This window comes from Alteromonas sp. Mac1 (assembly GCF_001562125.1).
Lineage (GTDB): Bacteria > Pseudomonadota > Gammaproteobacteria > Enterobacterales > Alteromonadaceae > Alteromonas > Alteromonas stellipolaris.
The window spans coordinates 2,897,518-2,914,799 of sequence record NZ_CP013932.1 but is presented as its reverse complement, the minus strand read 5'-3'; the positions used below and the strand labels follow the sequence as shown (position 1 = coordinate 2,914,799).

Below are 17,282 nucleotides of genomic sequence, written 5' to 3'. Positions count from 1 at the left end.
ACAATAAGTTCAACAGGAGATAATAGTGACGTCGGCATTAAAGAATAGACTCGTGGGCACCATCATCATTGTGGCGCTGGCAGTTATTTTTTTACCAGACTTTCTCGATGGCAAGAAACAAACCAATAAAGAACCGTTTGTATCTGTTCCTGCAAGTCCTCCTAAGAAACCCATTGTAGAGCCCGAAGCTTTTCCAAGCGAGCGGGTAGCTAAAGCAGCACAGTTGCCCGTTACGGTAACGGACGAAAAGGCGCTGGATGATGAAAGCGTAACGTCAAGTGCGCCCAGTGAGACTCAAGCGTTACCTGAACCCGAAGAGGCTTCTATAACGTCGGAAGACTCTCTAGCTAGTCAAACTGTTATTGAAGCACCCGACTCTTCCACAGTGGATGACGCAGGCTGGGTGATACAACTAGGCAGTTTTCGCCATGAGAAGAACGTAAAGTCACTATTGAATAAGCTTGAAAAAGCGGGTTATCGTGCGTTCAGCCGCCGGATAATGACTAACTCTGGCCCGCTCAACAAAGTGTTTGTCGGCCCAGACTTAGAAAAGCAAAAATTAGAGGCAGCATTGCCCCATTTACGTGAACTCACCGACCTTAAAGGGAAGGTTACCACGTTTAAAGTAGAGTAGTGTAAACCCATAGGTACACAGTACTTTTTATGCTGTAAAAATCAGAGACTAAAAATATTACACATTGGTAATTTTTCTGGCTTCTGTTAGAATGCGCGCCATCTCGCCAACGGCATGTCGCTACTAACAACTTCCGCGACTATAACGCAATTAAGAGACAATGAACTGGGTAGACTTTTCCATATTGGGTATCGTTGCGGTATCTACCTTAATAAGCCTTATTAGAGGGTTTGTTAAAGAGGCCATCTCTCTTGTGGTATGGTTTGGCGCACTCTTTATTGCCAGCCATTTTTATGCCGACTTAGCCGTATACTTTACTGCCATCGATGATTTGTATCTTCGAAATGGCGCTGCCATTGCCGCTTTATTTGTATCAACTCTGATGTTAGGCGGCATGTTGAATTTTGCAATCGGGCAACTGGTTCAGGCAACAGGCCTGTCAGGTACCGACCGCGTTTTAGGCATTGTATTTGGAGCGCTCCGCGGAGTTCTTATCGTTAGCGCGCTTCTCTTTTTCATGGACACTTTCTCTGCTGCTGCCTCATCGCAGTGGTGGCAAACGTCGGTACTTATTCCCGAATTTGGTGTCATTATTGAGTGGTTTTTCACGTATGTGAAAGGCTCCTCCAGTTTCTTAAATCCCGCTTGATATAGGTAACGCACATGTGTGGTATTGTCGGAATAGTTGGTAAAACACCAGTAGCTCAGTCTTTGTACGATGGTTTAACGGTAATCCAACATCGTGGACAGGATGCTGCTGGAATAATGACCATCGACCAAAATATGTTTAATTTGCGTAAGGCAAATGGTTTGGTTCGTGATGTATTTCATACGCGTCATATGAAACGCCTATCGGGCAATATGGGTATTGGGCATGTTCGCTATCCTACTGCTGGTACCTCGAGTTCAGCCGAAGCACAGCCCTTCTATGTGAACTCACCGTTTGGTATTGCGTTTGCGCACAATGGTAACTTAACCAATGCTCACGATCTGCAAGAAGAAGTATTTCGAATTGCCCGTCGTCACATCAACACCACATCTGATTCAGAGTTATTGTTGAACATTCTTGCTCACGAGCTACAGCAAGTGGCAGGGTTAAGTGTTACTGCTGAACATATCTTTGAAGTAGTCACCAAAGTACACAAGAAAATTCGTGGTGCTTACGCGGTTGTTGCCGCTATTATCGGCCAGGGTATTGTTGCATTTCGTGACCCACACGGTATTCGCCCGTTAGCGCTAGGTAAGCGTATGACAGAGCTTGGCGAAGAGTGGATGGTAGCATCAGAAAGTGTGGCACTGGATGCCGTTGGCTTCCAATTTATCCGCGACGTGTCGCCAGGTGAAGCAGTATACATTACTGAAAATGGTGAGCTTCATACCAGACAGTGTGCTGAGAACCCCATTACCTCACCTTGTATTTTTGAGTTTGTTTACTTTGCACGTCCAGATAGCTTTATTGACGGTATTTCAGTTTACGCTTCGCGCGTGAACATGGGCCGCAGATTAGGTGAAAAAATTGCCCGTGAATGGAGCGATTTAGACATTGATGTTGTTATTCCTATTCCTGAAACCTCTATGGATGTGGCACTGCAAATTGCCAACACCTTAGAGTTACCATACCGCCAAGGGTTTGTGAAGAATCGCTATATTGGCCGTACGTTTATTATGCCTGGCCAAACTATGCGTAAGAAGTCTGTACGCCGTAAGCTAAATGCTATTTCTTCTGAGTTTAAAGGCAAGAACGTGCTATTGGTTGATGACTCTATTGTTCGCGGTACTACCTCTGGGCAAATTATTGAGATGGCCAGAGAGTCTGGCGCTAAGAAGGTATATTTTGCCTCGGCTGCACCTGAAATACGTTTCCCTAACGTATATGGTATCGACATGCCTTCTGCCAACGAACTGATTGCCTATGGCCGAGAAATCGATCAAATAGCAGACCTTATTCAAGCGGACGGTCTTATATTTCAAGATATCACTGATTTAGTTGAAGCAGTACGTGAAGAAAATGATTCAATCCAACGTTTTGAAACCTCTGTTTTCGACGGCAATTATATTACCGGTGATGTAGACCAAGACTACCTTGAACGTATTGATATCTCGCGTGGAGAGAAGTCTCGCGAAGCGCCCATTCTGCAAGCAGAATTGAGCAATTTAGATATGCATAATATCGATTCTAACGACTAGGCAATTTGCCTAGCATATAGTTTTGACTATGTGCTTTACTCATAAAAAAAGCCGCTATTAAGCCAAGGGGTTCACTTAATTTGTTGAAGCCTTGCTTACTAACTTCAAAGGAGACTTATTAGTCTCCTTTTTTAGATTTGCTTATTAATTTAGGAAAGTCTTTTTCTACATTAATTAGAAACCATTCTTTCAGTGTTAAACCTTTCATCTTAACTTCTGCATGAAGTTTTTCTTTTAGTTCAGGGTCGATTTCCAGAACTATTCTTCCTGATTTTCCTACAGCCATTGAGAATGCGCTATGTTATGTTACATGACTTTACATAATATAACAAAAATGATAAAATCGCAAAATTATATTTTTAGCTATATCATTAACTTATTTAACAAGGAGGTTATATGTGGTCTGACAAAGAATCCGATATAGACTATCTGAATTTTTCCGAAATAGCCGAATCTATTGCTGATATCATTAATTCACCTGAGCTGTTACCTTTGTCTATAGGTGTCTTCGGCGACTGGGGGGCTGGAAAATCAACGATTTTAAGCCTAACAGAATCATCATTAGCAAAATCCAATGAAGACTGCCTTCATATCAAATTCGATGCTTGGTTGTATCAAGGTTACGATGATGCAAGAGCATCAATTTTGGAGACAATTGCTAAATACTTGGTAAAGCACACGAAGGATAATGAAGGCCTTTCTGATAAAGCGAAAGCACTTTATGGCAGAGTTAATAAAATAAGAGCTCTTGGAGCAGCTGCTGATGTAGGTGCTGCTGCAATGGGTATTCCCACTTTTGGTGCTATCGGCAAACTTTTTGGCTCTGCTCAAGAAGCTATAGAGTCTGAGGATGATGAAGGTTTAGAAATTAATTCCAAGGAACTCAAGGCTGCTGGCAAAGAAGCTAGTTCAATATTAAAACCAGTAACGAAAAAATCCCCGCCTCAAGAAATTTCTGCTTTTAGAAAGCAATATAGCAGCCTAATTAAAGAAATAGGTAAGCCTATAGTTGTATATGTTGATAATTTGGATAGGTGTACCCCAATAAACGCTATTCAAACACTTGAAGCAATTAGGTTGTTTTTATTTTTACCAAATACAGCCTTTGTAATTGCAGCAGATGAGGAAATGATAAGGTCAGCAGTAAGGGAATACCATAAAGGGGCAACTGATCGTCATCAAACAGATTATTTAGATAAACTGATTCAAGTACCTGTAAATGTTCCCAAACCAGGAGTGCTTGAAATTAGGGCTTATCTCTATATGTTAGTAGCAACTGACCATGGCCTATCAGATGAGTCTTTAAGCTCTATGCGTGATGCGTTAGAGGGTTCCCTACGTAATTCGTGGAAAGAGTCCGCTATAAAAGTTGGAGATCTCATCGCGCAGCTAAGAGGTGAACAACAAGCCTGTCTAGATCAATTGGAAATTAAACTGCAAGCAGTTGATAGAATGGCAACTATCTTAGCAAATTCACCAAGGATAAATGGTAATCCACGAATCGTAAAACGCTTACTTAATGTAGTAAGAATGAGAAAAAAAGTTTCAGATCGTCGTCAAATGAATTTGGAAGAATCATTAATTACAAAATTAGTTATATTCGAACGATGCGCAGGTAAGCAAGCTACGACTGAACTTTACCAACTTATTGATAAAGAGAGAGGCAAGCCGAAAGTGTTCGCTGATCTAGAGTCCGAAAACGGAAATGCAGAACTTCCTCCTGCATGGGATAGCGTTAAAGATTTCGTAACTGAATGGTCGAAATTGCCTCCTTTGTTGTCTGATACTGATTTAAGAGCAGCTGCCTATCTTAGCCGCGAAACAATACCTATGGGAATTATTAATAGCTCAATATCTTCAGCTGGTAGAGCATTAGTTGAATTATTATTGGAAACTGAAAACATGTCGTCTCAAATCGCAAAAGATACAGTTAACAGCACACCTCAAGAAGATTACTTAGCTGTAATGGAAGAAATTCTTGAAAACCTAAGGCAAATATCTGACTGGAGTCGCAAGCCTAAAGGTTTTGCTGGGGCGATGATTCTTGCTAAGAAAGATTCTGATTGCAAACAAACTCTAAAACAATTTTTAAATAGCCTACCTCAAGAAAGATGGATGGCACCAGCATTAAGAGGGATCGAATAATGGGAACTTCAATGTCTAGCAAAGGGCCAAATGGCTCAAATCCTTTGGTACCGCCATGGGCGCAAGATGGCGATTCGGTTGTCATTTCCGATGGTAATGGAAATGAAACGGAAGTAAGCAATGATGCAGTTCAGGATAAGGTTGAAGGACCAATTCCTACAGAGGTAAATCCAACGCGTTTTGCAGCCGCTAGAAGAGCTTTTGGTGAATATGCAAAAAGTGGAACTAATCAAGACTTAAAGAAATCACTTCAAAAGTACTCTTCAAATTCTACAGGGAAAGGTAGAGGGTTCTCAAAGAGAATGGCAAGCGGTGTTACAGCTGGTACAGGTCTATATGGGTTACTTACTGGTGGAACTGTAACTACAAATAATGGCACTTTAAATCTATCCAATTTATCAGGGTTGAGTGTAGACCAAGCCATTGACCAAATCTCAGAATTACTAACTCCATTATCTGCCGACGCAGATAATGTTAGGTCTGCTATGAATTTTGCTCTTAGCGAAGCCATAGAGGACTGTGAAGAATTTGACGATGTTACATTTACCCCTGAGCTAACTGGTCAAATATTTACTTGCTATCTAACGGACTTAATTTTTCAGCAAGTTGTTATTGATATGGGCAAGGCATGGTTCAAAGCTGAAACACCAATTCGTCAAATCAAAATGGAAACTGAGTTAAGGGAGTTAATCAAAATGATTGTGGACGTAAAATTAGATAAAGAAACAAATGGAGATTTTTCCAACATTTCTAATAATCAAATATCACAGATACAAATATCTGCAATTCAAGAAACAATTAATGAATGGGAGAATTTCTAATGAATAAATTTTACTTCCATCATAACCCTAAAGAACTTCCAGAGTTTGATGAAAAATGTCACCCTGTGCAACTATATGATCTTCATAAATGGAATTCTGGTAAGCACAGTATCATCGCAAGGAAAGCAAGGGAAACTATACGGGACCTTGGTTGCAGAATAGATAATGATGCTTTTGATTTCTTTACAATTGCTATGTCGGTAACAGCAGCAGATTCATTTTGTGATAGGTCAAGAGTTTCAGATAATGCATGGGCCCGTGATTTCGAATTGTATATTCCATTATCCAATCCCTATCTTTGGATTCCTGTTAAAGATAAACTTGAAAAAGCACTAGGTTACCTTACTGGTGACCAATGGAGGTTAAACTTCTCTGAAGGAGGTATCAAAGCCCCATTGCCGAAAAGAACAAGGAAGTCGAAGCTTCGCCGTAAAACTTTTCAAGGCTTAGATTCCGTTTGTTTGTTTTCAGGTGGCTTGGATAGCGCTGTGGGTGCAATTGACTTAATAAATAATGGAAATGCTAGTAATCCATTATTAATAAGTCATGCTTACAAAGGCGATGCCTCAAAACAAAATTCAGTGGAACAAGTTCTAAACGGAAAATATGGCCGCTTGTCTTTTAATGCTGATCCTCACATTCTAAATGATTTATCTGGTAGAACTGATATAACCATGAGAGGTAGGAGTTTTAACTTTCTTTCGATGGCTATCATCGGCTCCTCAGTGGTAAAAAAAGTTAACGGCGTAAATTCAACCAAAGTCTTTATTCCTGAAAATGGTTATATTTCTTTAAATCCACCACTAACATCAAGAAGAATAGGCTCTTTAAGTACAAGAACCACTCACCCCCACTTCCTATCAATGATGCAGGAAATATTTGATATTGTAGGCTTTGATGTAGTGTTAGAAAATCCATACCAATTCAAAACTAAGGGTGAAATGCTGAAAGAATGTAAAGATCAATCAGCCTTAAAAATTGCTATTCCAGATACTGTTTCATGCAGTAATTGGCACAGAAAAGGTATCCAGTGTGGAAGATGTGTGCCTTGTGCCATTAGAAGGGCATCAATATTCGAAGCAGGCTTTTCAAAAGATGCAGGCTATGACCTACAAAGACTATCAACAGTATTAAAGCTAGATGATCAGAAGGATGATATTTTGGCATTGTCGTCTGCGATTATAAAACTTAAAAATACCACTAGTAGTCATAGATGGGTTAGGCAATCAGGTTCACTTCCACTCGATACAGATTCGCGTGATGGTCTCGTAAAGGTTTTTGAGCGAGGACTTCGCGAAGTAGAGAAATTTCTGAAAAGTGAATCTGTTATATGATGGATTTACACTGCCATATAGATCTTTATCCTTCTCCAGTGCAAGTTATCAATAAGGCCAGGGAAGCTGGCCTTTATGTATTATCAGTAACCACAACTCCAAAAGCTTGGGAGAAGACTTACGAGTTAACTAAACATATCCCTAGATTTCAAACATCTTTGGGCTTACACCCTCAACTTGCTCACCTCAGGGAACATGAGCTTGATTTATTTGACTCCCTTTTTGATAAAACAAATTATATCGGCGAAATTGGATTGGATGGCTCACATGAATATAAGAAACATATGCCTAGCCAACTACGAGTGTTTCGACACATACTAAATCTCTGCAAATCGGAACCATCTAAAATATTAACTGTGCATAGTCGAGGTGCTGCTAAAGAGGTTTTATCTGAGCTGGAATGCTTCGGAAATGTTGGGAAGGTTATACTTCATTGGTATACGGGAACTAAAAAAGATTTATTAAGGGCTTTAAATTTAAACTGTTGGTTTTCAGTAGGACCTGCAATGCTAATGTCAGAAAAAGGTAAAAAAATTCTATCTTGGATACCCGAGGACAGAATATTACTGGAAACGGATGGCCCTTTTGCAACATTCAATGGTAAGCCATTGGAGCCTGTTGATGTTAATATTTTGATTAGCTACTTTTCTGAGCTTTGGCAAAAGAGTGATCGAGATGTATTGCTAGTATTGAGAAATAATCTTAAAAACCTGTCTATTTAATATTAAGCATCGAAATAAATTATCTTCTCGTATGATACAGGTACTTTTGCTAAGCCCAATCGCATAGCAGGGGTCTTCTTATCTCTACCAACATTAACATAGTTATAAAACAGTCTAAATAACTCAGCTTGCTTAATATAAATCGAAGGATCGTAAGGGCTGTAACCATACCATACACGTCTTGCATTGGTTCCGCTCTGGAACGGTCGCTCAAAGGCATTCACTCTGCGCCTTGCCTGCATGAAAAACCTATCTATTCCATGTAGCGTGCCTTTATTGTATAGCCTTGCTTGATGCTCAAGAGAGAGGCCACTTATATCAGTCAACGCTGCCAGCATTTTTTCTGGTTCAGACTTGGTTGCATAAGGGTATGATAACCAGTTTTCTTTACTACCTCTGAATCGCTGTAAATTGCCCATTTCAGCTATTACTAACTGGGTGATTGCATGCTCCCGTTCATGTTTCGACATACTGCGAAATGGTATTCCAGTTAGAGATTGAATACGTCGTTGGCATTCTTGAATTAATTGCTCTTTTTGATCTACCTTAAAGCCTTTGTTTGCACGAACATAAAAGGCATCAGCCGTATGGTTGTTAACTCTGTCTCGAAATACCCCCATGAAGGCATTCTTGATGCCAGCTTCTTGATCTAAGTAAAAGCGCACTTTTCCGTGTTAGCAAACAATTCATTAAGTAGTTGAAAATGCCCATACATGGTGTATTCGCTATGCACCAACATACCATTTGAAGGTGGTTTTACCGTATTATCAATTTCTTCAACAGCCTCAGTATTAAGTCTAGATACTTCACTTTGATATTTAGCTGCTATATCTGCCTGAATCGAGCCTTGGGCTTGAATAGTATTATTAGGGCCTCTTTGGGCTGATTCAAAATCACGCTCTAGCCACAGCCGAGCATGTTTTCTAAAGGGCGCAGGCCTATCATAATCACCCAGTTCGATTGTTTCGCTTTCTATTTGTAACGGTGAAACTCTTGGATCAAAGTTAAAATGCCATCCAAAAACATAACCCGAAATGTTGTCAGCAGTTCCAAGAGCCAGCAATTCTGTATTTCGCTTATCATCGCGTTTGGTCCAGTTACTTGTGTGAACTTGTCTATCGGTACTTAAATAAAGTCGCTTCATCTCAAAGCTGCGAAGCAACTTCCGTTCGCGCTCACGAACAAAACCTAGTGCTTGCTCATAAAGCCAATCAACTTTACGGTAATATGTTTGTGGAGATATTTCTAAAAACTCGCAACAGCGTTTTACAGGCAATTTATTCATCAGTGCCTTATAGAGGCTTTTATTAACCTCTGAGCGCTTTTGAGAGCGCCTTTTATTGCCTGATGAAAATGTTTTACGACAGACTTTGCATTGATATCGCTGATTACCTGATGTTTGACCGAATTTATAATAGCTATCTGGTGCTTCAATGATGCTTAAATTGTGGTTAATACAAGATTCATTAGGACAAGATAGTGGAGAAGCAATCAAATAAGCGCTAAGGCGTTGTTTCTCTTCTTCAATAGAGTAGTTACTTTTAATCGGTGTGATTTCATTGCAAGCTTTGCACTTTAGGCCCGGCACGCCTTTGGCTAAACCAGAAATAGCGTAGTTTGGATCACGCTTAGAACCTGCTTGACTGTTATATAAATTCTTGTATATTAATGGCTCTACACCAAATTTCTCGCACTTCGGGTTCTTGCAGTTATTGACTTGAATCCCTTCAAAAATATCTGGAATCCTAGCCTCATTTTCTTGGTAAGATTTATTACTCAAAAAAATAGCCCCATAACATAGATAAATATCTAGATTATAGGACTAAATTTTTTATTGCCAAGAGGTTTTCAACAATTTAAGTGAACCCCTTGCTATTAAGCGGCTTTTTTGTGTTTGTTACTTTGTAGCAGAATGGGTAAAGCAATTCACATATTTTGTTTAACTATCACTAGCTGGCAAAAATAGGGCCTGTTGTAATACCCCACAATAATACTGCGCCAGTCATTAAAATAACCATTAACACTAGCCCGCAGGTAACTACTGAGCTTGAATAGATGAACCCTTTTTCTTGTGGCAATTGCATTAACAAAGGCACACCAGAAAAAAGTAGATAGACTGAATAACTTACACCTATCAGTAGTGCAGCCATAACCACCCAGAGCTCAGGATATAAACCTGCAAAACCTACCATAAATAATGGGGTAGCGGTGTAAGCGGCTAACTCTAATGATTGCGTAAAAGTAGTTAATGATTCAAATGCTTTAGCGAGTTCGTGAATAACCACAGCCAAAGCTACTACGCCAGCTACTAATCCGAAATACATACCTGTCGCCATTAATAGCGCACTGCTTTCACTTAACTTGATGAGCTCTCCGCCCATACTCCAGCCAGTGTAGACCGTTGAGTAATACGCCACAATAGTGGGTATTAACGCAATAATAGCAATGTGGCTAAATGCGTAGAAAAATGTTTCTTGGCGTCGATCGATATTACGGCATTCTTCTTTAGGATGCGTGTACATCCCAATAACATGGTTTAAAAGCATTGTCCTTCGCCTCTGAGAAAGTCTGAAGAGTATTATTTTTTATAAGAATCAATGTTAATACTAAAGTATAAAATGCAACATTTAATTTACACGTCAATTTTGCTACAGGATGATGAATCAGTCAAATAAATAGTGTAAAAAACAGCCCCTAAAACGCACTTATTAATCTAATTTACTAAGGTGCACCAAGATGGGTCGAAATTAGGCAGAAATTTAAACGAATTGATGGCTAAATAGCTTAATAAATATAAGGATTATCTTAGGTAAGGCGGTGCTATCGACCCGGTTAGCCAAGTAAATAAGAGCAATTAGGTAAGTGCAACCAAGTAAAAGTAATCAGGTAAGAGTATCAGGCGAGACCAATTAGTTGAGAGTAACCAAATGAGAGAATTTAAATAACTAGAGAAGAGCATCCAGACAAGAAAAAGGGTATGAATAAAAATAAGTATACAAGACTTAAAGAGAGAAGCGTGAAGGAGGCAAGAAATGGTTAGTTGAAAGCGTGGCATGACACCACGCATTATCACATGTTAATGCTTCTGGTTTTAAACCTATAAGTGCTTCTTAGATACCTTAAGCTGGAAGCCCGCTATGGAATTTAAAATCGCTGTCTCTGGAGTTAATTAATTCCGCCTCTACCTCACCAAAGTAAGCAATCCTTTGTGAAATATCTTTGCCCGCAATTTCGGTGGCTAGCGATAAGTAATCTTGATAATGCCTAGCTTCAGAGCGAAGCAATGAAATATAAAACTCACCAAGCTTTGCATCTACGTGGGGCGCCAATTTCGCGAATCGCTCACATGAACGTGCTTCAATATACGCACCACATATGAGTTTATCGACTAAAGCGTCAGGCTCGTGGGTTTTAACATGTCTAAGTAACCCTTTAGCGTAGCGCGAAGGGGTTATGCTTCGATACTCAATATCGAAATGGTCCATCATTTCCAGTACTTGAAAGAAGTGGTGTAACTCTTCTTTAATCAGCAACACCATTTTATCAATAAGATCTTGGCCGTACTTTGAGTCGGAACGAGGAATAACTGACTTAGACAATTTGTTCTTAGACGGTAAATCTCGCCAGTCGCCTTCGCGCTTATACACATATTGTTCGAAAGGTTGCAGCCACGCCAAAAGGGCATCGCTACTTTCTTTATCAACAGCATATTTTCGGATAAGGAACATGGCCGACTGAGATGCTTTAAGCTCGCAAATCAAATGATCTAAAAGCAGCATGGAAAAGTTTTCAGGCTTGGTAGCTTCTTCAACCCATTCATCTGGTGTTGTAGCGTGTAAAAACGTATTTATAGGGGCGAGTAATTCTGTCGTATTCACTGTCTTTAAAACTAAATTAGGGCTAACACAAAGTGCGATTATATCACATTCATCCATTTGAACCGATGGATGGCTTGTTAAATATAAAAACATGTTTTACAACGGTGAACGATTTGCCCGTTAATTACCGTATAATGAAGCCATGAATTACCTTGCTCATCTTTTTTTAGCCCAGCCCAATGCCGATTCTCACTATGGAAATTTACTTGGTGATTTTCGCAAAGGCATCGCACTCAACACCTTGAGTAATGACGTTAGCAAAGGCTTGGAAAACCACTATACAGTAGATAGGTTTACTGACAGTCATACTTGTGTGAAACAAGCTAAAGCGCTCTTTAAACCAGAGCACAGGCGCTTTGCGCCCGTGGCGATAGATATACTGTTCGACCATCTATTAATTACCCATTGGGCGCGGTTTTCTAACATTTCCTTTGAAGCATTTTGTGAGCATAGCTTTTTGTTATTAGAGAAAAATCTACCTGTTATGCCCACGCCTATGCAGCGCAGTGTTTCACATATGATTACGCACAATTGGTTTGCAGACTATGCGAAATTTGAAGGGATAGGTTACGCCATACAAGCAGTAGCGAAACGCATACGATTTAAAAATGATTTTGCTGAGTGCGTGCAAGATATAGCAGCAAACTTCACAACCTTAGATAGCCTGTTTTTAGGCTTTTTCCCTGCTTTAATTGACCATGTTCAACAACATGGTCCAGAGTGCGGCACCCCTAGCGGACTCATCACGCTTTAGATACGATCTTCGGTAATAACACCTGCCGCCACAAGTTGTTGTAGTTGGTATTGGCAGTGCGTCCTAAGGGTATCTCTTAGTAACCTTACGGCTGGCGTTATGGTTTGTCTGCTCGGGCAAATTAGCCATAGTTGGGTAGGTTTAACAATGTATTCAGGCATTAACGCCACTGCGCGGCCATTAAGTAGGTCATCGCACATATCCAAACTCGATTTTACCGCTAGGCCATGGCCATTCACACACCATCTGCGCACCATGTCGCCGTCGTTAGCAGCACGGTTACCCTGCATTTTAATTTTTACAGGTTGATTGTTATAAGTAAGCTCCCACTCGTTATAAATAATATCGTGCAACTGATAAAAAAGGCCGTTGTGTTTAGGTAGGTCTTCTAAATTTTTGGGCGTGCCATGTTTCTCTAAATAAGTGGGGGAGGCTACCAATAGCCTAGGCACTTCACATATTTTAAAACCGTATAAGCTGGCATCGTTTGGCGAGCCATATCGCAGGGCGATATCAACGGGGTCGCGATAAAAATCGATATTGCTGTCGCTTAAATGCAGTTTCAGGGTGATACCAGTATGTTCATCCATAAAGCTGTTGAGCCAAGGGGCGATAACATTACGGCCTAAATCTGACGATAAGCCTATGCGTAATTCGCCCTCAATATTACCCGTATCTTCTTGCAAGTTTTGCTTTGCGTGTTCAAGCATAGTGATGGCTTGCTCGCAAATGGGTAAGTAGCGTTCACCCGCGGCAGATAAACGAAGGGAGCGAGTGGTTCGAATAAAAAGGTCGGAACCCAGCGTACTTTCAACTCGTTTAACTGCAGCACTGGCCGTTGCAGTGCGCATGTCTAAACTCGATGCTGCGGCAGTAATACTACGAAACTCGGCTACTTTTAAAATAACGACGAGATCTTCAAGTAACATAGATTATCTATTTTTTATTGAAAATGTTTCAAATATTGTGCTGTTTAATTTGAAACAGTCAAGGCGTATTATATTTTCATCGCATATCAATATGCACATTCGTTCAGTAAGTTATTTAAACAGAAGAGGATTTCTTGATGAAAGCAATTGGATACACTACATCTTTACCTATAACAGATGAAAACGCACTAATGGATGTAGAGCTTGCCAAGCCTGCTGCATCGGGACGTGATGTACTGGTTAAAATCAATTCCATTGCTGTTAACCCGGTAGACTTTAAAATTCGCCAACGTGTATCACCTGAAAATGGTGAACCAAAAATTTTAGGTTGGGATGCCGTAGGTGAAGTGGTTGAAGTGGGTGATGATGTTCAAATCTTGACTGTGGGTGACCGGGTTTATTATGCCGGTGATTTAACTCGCCAGGGCGCCAATGCAGAGTTTCAGTTAGTTGATGAGCGTATTGTTGGACGTGCTCCTAAAAGTTTGTCTGATAGTGAAGCGGCGGCACTACCACTTACCGCAATTACTGCATGGGAACTATTGTTCCAACATTTGGCGCTTGAAAAGCAACAGGCGGGCAAGACTCAGAAAACTAACGAAACCGTATTAGTGGTAGGTGCGGCAGGTGGCGTCGGCTCTATTATGCTTCAACTGCTAAAAACCCTAACCGGCGCTACGGTTATTGCAACTGCCTCTCGTGAAAGCTCTAAACAATGGGTGAAGGGGTTGGGTGCAGATTATGTTGTTGACCATCGCCAACCATTGGCTGAACAAATAACCGCGTTAAACATTGGGCCAGTTACCCATGTGGCAAGTTTGAATGCCACTGATGCCTACTTAGATGCGTACGTTGAAATCATGAAGCCAATGGGCAAAATTGCACTTATTGACGACCCAGAAGCGCTCGATATTTCAAAGCTTAAGCCAAAGAGTATCTCTTTACACTGGGAGTTCATGTTTACTCGCTCTATGTTTCAAACAGAAGATATGAAAGCTCAAGGTGAATTGCTCTGTGATGTAGCCACATTGATTGATTCTGGACATGTAAAAACCACGGTAGGTAAGCACCTAGGTAAGATCAACGCGGCAAACTTGATAGAAGCGCATAGAACCTTAGAAGCAGGTACGGCGATTGGTAAAATTGTTTTAGAAGGGTTCTAATTTTTCTTTCACGGATAATCGATAATCGATAATCGATAATCGATTATCGAGCTAGATGCGATAGCTGGGTAAAACCTAATCGGGTTCAGAATAATCTATTCAACGTGGCGTAAAAAGCGGTACGCCACGTTTTTCATCCTATTAACATTCTTATTTCATGTCTGCTTGTGCAGAATTTTCAGTGAAAAAACCAAGTAAGACTAAATTATAAACAAATAGTTGATTGTTTTTGCATTTTCTCGCAGTGGTCAGCTTTTATACCAGAGTGGTTCTGGTATTGTACTAACCACCAATTCGCTATCTTACAGTTAACAATTTTTTACCCTACACCCGTTGTTAATTCATTCTAAAAAGACGAATTGTGAAAAATGGAACTTATAATATGAATATAAAAAAATTTACCCTAACCCTGTTAACCGTTGGTATCAGCATGTCGCCGTTTACCATACAAGCCAAAGAACATCCTAATCTTATTCTTACTAAGCCTGGAGTAGAAAGAATGAGAGACAATTTGGGTCAAGTACCATTATTTGATTCAACGTTATCAAGTGTTAAAAAAGAAGTAGATGCTGAAATTGCCATGGGTATTGATACACCAATTCCTAAAGATTTTTCTGGCGGTTATACTCATCAACGCCATAAGCAAAACTTCTTTGTCGCCCAAAAGGCGGGAGTGTTGTTCCAAGTTTTAAACGATGAAAAATACGCGAAGTACATTCGCGATATGTTGTTTCAGTATGAAGCCATGTATAAAGATCTACCGCTTCACCCTCAAGAGCGCTCGTATTCACGGGGTAAATTGTTTTGGCAGTGTTTAAACGACAGTAATTGGTTGGTTTACATGAGCCAAGCTTACGATGCTATTTACGATTATCTTTCAGAGCAAGAGCGTGAAACCCTAGAAACTAACCTGTTCCGTCCGTTTGCTGATTTTATCTCGCTTGAGAACCCACAGTTTTTCAACCGCGTTCACAACCATAGCACTTGGGGCATTGCCGCGGTGGGTATGATAGGCCTCGTTATGAACGACGAAGAGCTTATTCAGCGTGCGTTATATGGCATTGAGGACGATGGCTTAGTAGTTGGCGGTAAAGACAACGACGGTGGCACTATTAAAGTAGAAGGCCAACGTAAAGGTTTCTTCGCTAACTTAGAAGAACCTTTCTCGCCAGATGGTTATTATACCGAAGGGCCATATTACCAGCGTTATGCTATGTATCCCTTCCTTATTTTCGCCTTGGCAATGGACAATAGCCGTCCAGACCTAAAAGTACTTCAGCATAAAGATAATGTGTTACTAAAAGGTGTGAATGCCTTACTTAACTTATCTGATGCTGACGGTGAATTCTTCCCAATCAATGATGCTCAGAAAGGGATGTCATATTACAAAGACTCTCTGGTTAGCGCGGTAGATTTAGCCTATTTTTACGGTGACAAAAATCCGCAACTATTGAGTGTTGTTGAAAAGCAAGGTGAGGTCTTGTTACAGGAATCGGGACTGCAAGCGGCTATTGATGTGCGCGATAACAAAGCTGAGCCATTTATTAAGCGATCAGTAAATCTGAGCGATGGTGTGAATGGTAAACAAGGTGGTATAGGTGTACTGCGCCAAGGTGATGAAGATATGACCTTGGTATTTAAGTATGCAGCCCAAGGCCTAAGCCATGGTCACTACGATAAACTTTCTTTTTCAATGTATGAAAAGGGTGAAGAAGTTCTACAAGATTATGGTTTAGCTCGTTTTGTTAATATTGAACAAAAAGGGGGCGGTAACTACTTAAAAGAGAATAAGACCTGGGCGAAAACGACTATTGCGCACAATACGTTATCTGTTAACCAGGAAATGCACTTTAAAGGCGACTACGATGTTGCAAGTCAGCACCACTCAGAGTTATTCACTTTTGATGCTGAGCAAGACAATATCAAAGTGGTGAGTGCAACAGAAGAAAATGCCTATCCAGGTACGTTAATGCATCGCACTATGGCGATGATTGTTAATGATAATTTTGAAAAACCGTTTGTGTTGGACATTATGCGTGTTGAATCGGATACCAAGAATCAATACGACTTTCCCTTTTACTACTTTGGGCAAGTATTAGATATGAACTTCAAATACGATTCGCCTACCAGTTTGCACCCACTTGGCGAAGATAATGGGTATCAACACCTATATCTTGAAGGTAAAGGAATGGCCGCAGGGCATAACACGAAGTTCTCATGGTTAAATAATGGTAAGTATTACACGATCACTTCCGTTACCAATAATGATGACGAAGTGTTGCTTACTCGTATTGGAGCAAATGACCCAGAATTTAATCTTCGTCGTGACCCAGGCATTATCCTTCGTAGGACAGACACCCAAGACACCTTATTCGTCTCTGTGGTTGAACCTCATGGTTCTTACAGCCCTGTAAGTGAATCATCACAAAATTCAAAAAGCAGTATTACAGATTTGAAGGTTGTTCTTGATAGCGACGAATATACTGGCGTTTCAATTACCGATATCAAAGGTGAAAAGCAGCTGTTTATTATTTCGAATGTGGACGTGTCGAAAAACGCGAAGCATAGCGTGAAAATAGACGGTAAAAAGGTAAGCTGGACAGGGCCTTACTTTTATCAGTAAGGCGTAATTGATTACGTACTTTTGAATTTATTTAGCCAAAATGTGTAGTCTGGAAAATTAAGCTTCACAGATAATTATAAAGGTACCAAGAC

16 protein-coding genes are annotated in these 17,282 nt (G+C 40.4%); 10 read left to right on the top strand and 6 right to left on the bottom strand.

Annotated features, from left to right (window positions below; genetic code table 11):
* The first annotated feature begins 25 nt into the window (after positions 1-25).
* From AV939_RS12395 to purF, 3 genes are all read left to right on the top strand, one after another.
* The gene (locus AV939_RS12395) at positions 26-634 is read left to right on the top strand and encodes an SPOR domain-containing protein (protein ID WP_057790979.1); all 609 of its coding nucleotides are present in this window, start codon (positions 26-28) and stop codon (positions 632-634) included.
* 160 nt (positions 635-794) lie between these two features.
* The gene (locus AV939_RS12390; RefSeq protein WP_013783505.1) at positions 795-1,283 is read left to right on the top strand and encodes a CvpA family protein; all 489 of its coding nucleotides are present in this window, start codon (positions 795-797) and stop codon (positions 1,281-1,283) included.
* 14 nt (positions 1,284-1,297) lie between these two features.
* The gene (gene purF / locus AV939_RS12385) at positions 1,298-2,821 is read left to right on the top strand and encodes an amidophosphoribosyltransferase (protein WP_013783506.1); all 1,524 of its coding nucleotides are present in this window, start codon (positions 1,298-1,300) and stop codon (positions 2,819-2,821) included.
* Positions 2,822-2,939: 118 nt separating this feature from the next.
* Here the strand turns inward: purF and AV939_RS20295 are convergent, their stop codons facing one another.
* Positions 2,940-3,107 (bottom strand): hypothetical protein, encoded by a 168-nt coding sequence (locus AV939_RS20295; RefSeq protein WP_197427678.1) that lies wholly within the window; start codon positions 3,105-3,107, stop codon positions 2,940-2,942.
* A gap of 110 nt (positions 3,108-3,217) precedes the next feature.
* Between AV939_RS20295 and AV939_RS12380 the strand changes: the two genes are divergently transcribed.
* From AV939_RS12380 to qatD, 4 genes are read left to right on the top strand one after another with little or no spacing between them, the layout of a single operon-like run.
* Positions 3,218-4,966 carry a KAP family P-loop NTPase fold protein gene (locus tag AV939_RS12380; protein ID WP_061997762.1) on the top strand — a complete coding sequence of 583 codons (1,749 nt, stop codon included), beginning with the start codon at positions 3,218-3,220 and terminating at the stop codon, positions 4,964-4,966.
* The gene (locus AV939_RS12375; protein WP_061997761.1) at positions 4,966-5,787 is read left to right on the top strand and encodes a hypothetical protein; all 822 of its coding nucleotides are present in this window, start codon (positions 4,966-4,968) and stop codon (positions 5,785-5,787) included. Before AV939_RS12380 ends, AV939_RS12375 begins: the two co-directional genes overlap by 1 nt.
* Complete coding sequence (gene qatC, locus AV939_RS12370; RefSeq protein WP_061997760.1) at positions 5,787-7,121, top strand: Qat anti-phage system QueC-like protein QatC; 1,335 nt, start codon at positions 5,787-5,789, stop codon at positions 7,119-7,121. The genes AV939_RS12375 and qatC overlap by 1 nt, the downstream gene beginning before the upstream one ends.
* Positions 7,118-7,843 (top strand): Qat anti-phage system TatD family nuclease QatD, encoded by a 726-nt coding sequence (gene qatD / locus AV939_RS12365; RefSeq protein WP_061997759.1) that lies wholly within the window; start codon positions 7,118-7,120, stop codon positions 7,841-7,843. Before qatC ends, qatD begins: the two co-directional genes overlap by 4 nt.
* Positions 7,844-7,845: 2 nt before the next feature.
* Here qatD and AV939_RS12360 read toward each other — a convergent pair whose 3' ends face one another.
* The 4 genes from AV939_RS12360 to miaE form a co-directional block, all read right to left on the bottom strand.
* Positions 7,846-8,463: a hypothetical protein gene (locus AV939_RS12360; protein ID WP_156454640.1), complete on the bottom strand. Its 618-nt coding sequence runs from the start codon at positions 8,461-8,463 to the stop codon at positions 7,846-7,848.
* 29 nt (positions 8,464-8,492) lie between these two features.
* Complete coding sequence (locus AV939_RS12355) at positions 8,493-9,623, bottom strand: hypothetical protein (protein ID WP_061997757.1); 1,131 nt, start codon at positions 9,621-9,623, stop codon at positions 8,493-8,495.
* 169 nt (positions 9,624-9,792) lie between these two features.
* Complete coding sequence (locus tag AV939_RS12350) at positions 9,793-10,389, bottom strand: Yip1 family protein (protein WP_057790981.1); 597 nt, start codon at positions 10,387-10,389, stop codon at positions 9,793-9,795.
* Between the two features lie 573 nt (positions 10,390-10,962).
* Positions 10,963-11,721, bottom strand: coding sequence for a tRNA isopentenyl-2-thiomethyl-A-37 hydroxylase MiaE (gene miaE, locus AV939_RS12345; RefSeq protein ID WP_057796054.1), 759 nt, complete (start codon positions 11,719-11,721; stop codon positions 10,963-10,965).
* Between the two features lie 142 nt (positions 11,722-11,863).
* On the opposite strand from miaE, the gene AV939_RS12340 reads away from it, so the two are divergent.
* Positions 11,864-12,475: an acyl carrier protein phosphodiesterase gene (locus AV939_RS12340; protein WP_061997756.1), complete on the top strand. Its 612-nt coding sequence runs from the start codon at positions 11,864-11,866 to the stop codon at positions 12,473-12,475.
* Here AV939_RS12340 and AV939_RS12335 read toward each other — a convergent pair.
* Positions 12,472-13,404 carry a LysR family transcriptional regulator gene (locus tag AV939_RS12335; protein WP_057790985.1) on the bottom strand — a complete coding sequence of 311 codons (933 nt, stop codon included), beginning with the start codon at positions 13,402-13,404 and terminating at the stop codon, positions 12,472-12,474. The genes AV939_RS12340 and AV939_RS12335 overlap by 4 nt on opposite strands.
* 137 nt (positions 13,405-13,541) lie before the next feature.
* On the opposite strand from AV939_RS12335, the gene AV939_RS12330 reads away from it, so the two are divergent.
* Together AV939_RS12330 and AV939_RS12325 are read left to right on the top strand one after the other, a co-directional pair.
* Positions 13,542-14,567, top strand: coding sequence for a zinc-binding alcohol dehydrogenase family protein (locus AV939_RS12330; protein ID WP_057790988.1), 1,026 nt, complete (start codon positions 13,542-13,544; stop codon positions 14,565-14,567).
* A 382-nt stretch (positions 14,568-14,949) separates the two neighbouring features.
* Positions 14,950-17,190: a heparinase II/III domain-containing protein gene (locus AV939_RS12325; protein ID WP_057790990.1), complete on the top strand. Its 2,241-nt coding sequence runs from the start codon at positions 14,950-14,952 to the stop codon at positions 17,188-17,190.
* Positions 17,191-17,282 lie beyond the last annotated feature (92 nt).